Source organism: Streptomyces sp. NPDC059456 (genome assembly GCF_042750055.1).
In the GTDB taxonomy this organism is placed as follows: Bacteria; Actinomycetota; Actinomycetes; order Streptomycetales; family Streptomycetaceae; genus Streptomyces.
The window spans coordinates 1-3,498 of record NZ_JBHYVA010000808.1 but is presented as its reverse complement, the minus strand read 5'-3'; the positions used below and the strand labels follow the sequence as shown (position 1 = coordinate 3,498).

The following is a 3,498-nucleotide window of genomic DNA, read 5'->3' as shown; positions in this document are numbered from 1 at the left end:
CGTGGGGCGGCCCGGGGGGGGGGGGGGGGGGGCGCCCCCCCGGGGGGGGGGGGGGCGGGGGGGGGCCGCGGCGCCCCGGGCGCCGCCCCCCCCCGGAGCCGGGGGCCGGACGCCGCGCCGGCCGGGTGCCATGCTCCTCTTCACCAGTACCGCGCCCAGCATCAGTACGGCCAGGGCGGCGATCGGCGGGACCGGAAGCCCGTCCCAGCTCGCCGGGGCGGCCTTCACGAAGGCGGCCAGCCCGCCGATGCCGATGCCCAGCAGGCCGACGGCGAGCACCACGTCGCGTCCCGACCCGGCGCCCCGCACGGACACGGGCGCGTCCTCGTCAGGTGTGGTCATGCGAGGTTCCCTCCCCTTTGCGCGCCGAGGCCCCGACCCGCGTCGGACCGGGGACCTCGACGGACGCCGAACACCGTTCGACGCCCGTATCACCGCGATCGCGGGTCTCAAACCGCCTCGTCGCAGGAGGAGTTCTTGATCGGAGGCCGGTCAGCCGCGCCGGGGCGGGACGCTCATGGTCGTGGCCTCGGCCACGCCGGCCGCGGTGGCGAACGCGCTGTCGGCACCGGTGATCTCCAGGATCCGGGCCAGCCGTGCCGGCACGCTCCCGGCCAGGATCACGGGCCGCTCCAGGGCCGGTTGCAGCATGACGCCGAGCGCGGTCGAGTCGACGAACGTCACCCCGGCGACGTCCAGGACGAACCGGGAGACCCCGGGCGCCCGGGGGTCCATCGCGATCCGCAGCGCGGCCAGGTTGTCCATGTCGAACTCGCCCGCCATCACGACGATGCGCACGTCCCCTTCGGAGCGCGTCTCGACGTGGCTGCGCGCTTCTGCGTCGTACGTGTCCCTGTTCATGACCCTCTCTCCCACCGATCCCACGTTCTTCCGCCCGGTTCCGGTCCACCGCACCGTCCGCGCCCGGCCGTCACCGGGTGCGGGGCAGTTTGACGACGGTGATGAAGAAGTCGTCGATCTGCTGGATCGCCCGCATGAACTGGTCGAGGTCGACCGGCTTCGTCACGTAGGCGTTCGCGTGGAGCTTGTAGCTGCGCAGGATGTCCTCCTCGGCCGCCGAGGTGGTGAGCACGACCACGGGGATGTGGCTCAGCTCCGGGTCCGTCTTGATCTGTTCGAGCACCTGCCGGCCGTCGTACTTGGGCAGGTTCAGGTCGAGGAGGATCAGGTCGGGGCGGGGCGCGTCCGCGTGCTCCCCGCGGCGGTAGAGGAAGTCCAGCGCCTCCAGACCGTCCCGCACCACGTGCAGGACGTTCCCGATCTTGTTGTCCGCGAAGGCCTCACGGGTCATCAGCTCGTCTCCCGCGTCGTCCTCGACCAGCAGGACTTCGGCGGGGGCGGCCTGGGGCCGGTGGTCGGCGATGCTCATCGGCGGGTTCCTCCGGTGGGTACGGGGGCCGGCGCGTCGGTCGGGTCGGCGCCGGCGGTGACGGGAAGGGTGAAGACGATCCGGGTGCCCTCCTCGCGGGCGGTGTCGATCCGGATCCGGCCGCCCGCGTGCTCGACGATCTTCTTGCAGAGCGCGAGGCCGATGCCCGTTCCGCCGTACGTCTCGCGGCCGTGCAGCCGCTGGAAGATGACGAACACCTTCTCGGCGAACTCGGCCGGGACACCGATGCCGTTGTCGGTGACGGAGAAGGCGGCGAAACCCGGTTCCGCGTCCGGGTCGTCGGCCACGGCGACCTCGACCCGAGGAGGGCGGTCGGGCGAGCGGAACTTGACGGCGTTGCCCACCAGGTTCTGCCAGAGCATCGTCAGGAGCATGGGATCGCCCACGACGTCCGGGAGCCGCTCGGGCCGCGTGATCTCGGCGCCGCTCTCCTCCACGGCCGAGGCCAGATTGCGCAGTGCCCGGTCCAGTGCGGCGTCCAGCGCGACCGTCTCGCGCGCGTCCTGGACCCGGCCCACCCGGGAGAAGGTCAGCAGGTCGTTGATCAGCACCTGCATCCGCTTGGCGCCGTCCACGGCGAAGGAGATGTACTGGTGGCCGCGTGCGTCCAGCTGGTCCCCGTAGCGCTTCTCCAGCAGTTGGCAGAAGGAGGCCACCTTGCGCAGCGGCTCCTGGAGGTCGTGCGAGGCCACGTACGCGAACTGCTCCAGCTCCGCGTTGGAGCGGCGCAGCTCCACCGCCTGCGCGTCGAGTTCCGCGGCCGTGCGGTCGAGCCGCTCGGCGTTGCGCCGCGACGCGGCCAGTTCGGCGACGGTCCGGTGGCGCATGGCCTCCACCGCCCGGGCCAGGGCCCGCAGGTCGGCGGGGCCCCGCAGCGGGATCTGCTCGTCGAAGGCCCCGTCCGCGACGCGTTGTGAGGCCGTCCGCACCAGGGCGAGCGGGCGCAGCACGCCCACGTGGAGGAGGACCGCGAGGCCGGCGCCGACCAGGAGGAAGGCCACGACGATCGCCAGGAGGATGTGGTCGCGCTGCGCACGGGCCTCGCCGAAGGTGCTGCGCGAGTCGGCCTGGATGCGGTCCAGGCGTGCTTGTTGCGCCGCGATGCGCCGGCGGACCTCGTCGAAGCGGTCCTTGCCCGCCTGGAGGGAGGGCCGCGGGCCGCCGTCGTCCACGGAGGCGATGGCGGGGGTCGCGAACTCGTCGCGCCAGACGCGGGCGGCCCGTTCGACGGCCGCCAGGTCCTCGCGCACCCCGGCGTCGCCGTCGAGGAGCGTCGACAGGTGCCGGGCGGCCGTGGTCTCGTTGGCCAGGCCGCGTTCGTACGGTTCCAGCAGGGCGGGCTGGCCGGCCAGCAGGTAGCCGCGGATGCCGGTCTCCTGGTCCAGGAGGGCGGTCTCCAGCCGCAGCGCGTCGCGCTGTGCGGGCAGGACGCCGTCGACTAGCCGGTTTCCGGCCGTGGTGGTGTGCGAGAGGAGGGCGGCTCCGAGGGCGCCCGTACCGACGACCATGAGGGCCAGCACGACCAGCACGGTGGTCAGCCAGCCCTGCAGGCTGGGCCCGTGGCGGTCCGGGGTCCGTCCTCGGGGTGCTCCTGCCGGTGGTGTGGGGGAGGTCACGTGGGGGTGTTCCATTCGAGGTGGAGTACGGCGACGTCGTCGGCCAGGCCGCCCCAGTCCGCGGCGAGTTCCTGCGCCGCCTGGATGAGGGTGTCGACGAAGGGTTCGGCGGGCAGGGCGGTGTGCCGGCGGGCGATCTCCAGGAGGCCGGCTTCGTCGAGGCGGTCGGAGCCGGGCCCGATGCGTCCCTCGATCAGGCCGTCGGTGAACAGCATCACGGCTCCGCCCGCCTCCACGGGGACCTCGGTGACGGGCCAGCCTGCGCCCCAGCCGGGCATGATGCCCAGGGCGGGCCCTCCGGGGACGGTCCTCAGCTCCACGCCCGCCGCGGAGCGGACCAGGAAGCCGGGGTGGCCGGCGCGCTGCACGCGGACGGCGGCGGTGCCGGGAGGGCGGCTGAGGGAGACCAGGGTGGCGAAGATCACGGGGCCGGAGCGTTCCGCGAGCAGGATCCGCTCCAGCAGCGCGAGC

The 3,498-nt window shown here is 73.6% G+C and carries 4 protein-coding genes and 1 pseudogene; all 5 read right to left on the bottom strand.

Annotated features, from left to right (window positions below):
- A pseudogene (locus ACFXA3_RS38830) lies at window positions 1-342 on the bottom strand (hypothetical protein); the annotation flags it as partial.
- Between the two features lie 150 nt (window positions 343-492).
- Window positions 493-861, bottom strand: a complete 369-nt coding sequence (locus ACFXA3_RS38825) for an STAS domain-containing protein (protein WP_385195475.1) — start codon at window positions 859-861, stop codon at window positions 493-495.
- 70 nt (window positions 862-931) lie between these two features.
- On the bottom strand, window positions 932-1,390 hold the full coding sequence (locus ACFXA3_RS38820) for a response regulator (protein ID WP_385195472.1): 459 nt from the start codon (window positions 1,388-1,390) through the stop codon (window positions 932-934).
- Window positions 1,387-3,042 (bottom strand): ATP-binding protein, encoded by a 1,656-nt coding sequence (locus ACFXA3_RS38815; protein ID WP_385195469.1) that lies wholly within the window; start codon window positions 3,040-3,042, stop codon window positions 1,387-1,389. Before ACFXA3_RS38815 ends, ACFXA3_RS38820 begins: the two co-directional genes overlap by 4 nt.
- Window positions 3,024-3,498: PP2C family protein-serine/threonine phosphatase (locus tag ACFXA3_RS38810; protein ID WP_385195466.1), on the bottom strand; the 475-nt coding region annotated here is incomplete at its 5' end. The genes ACFXA3_RS38815 and ACFXA3_RS38810, both read right to left, overlap by 19 nt.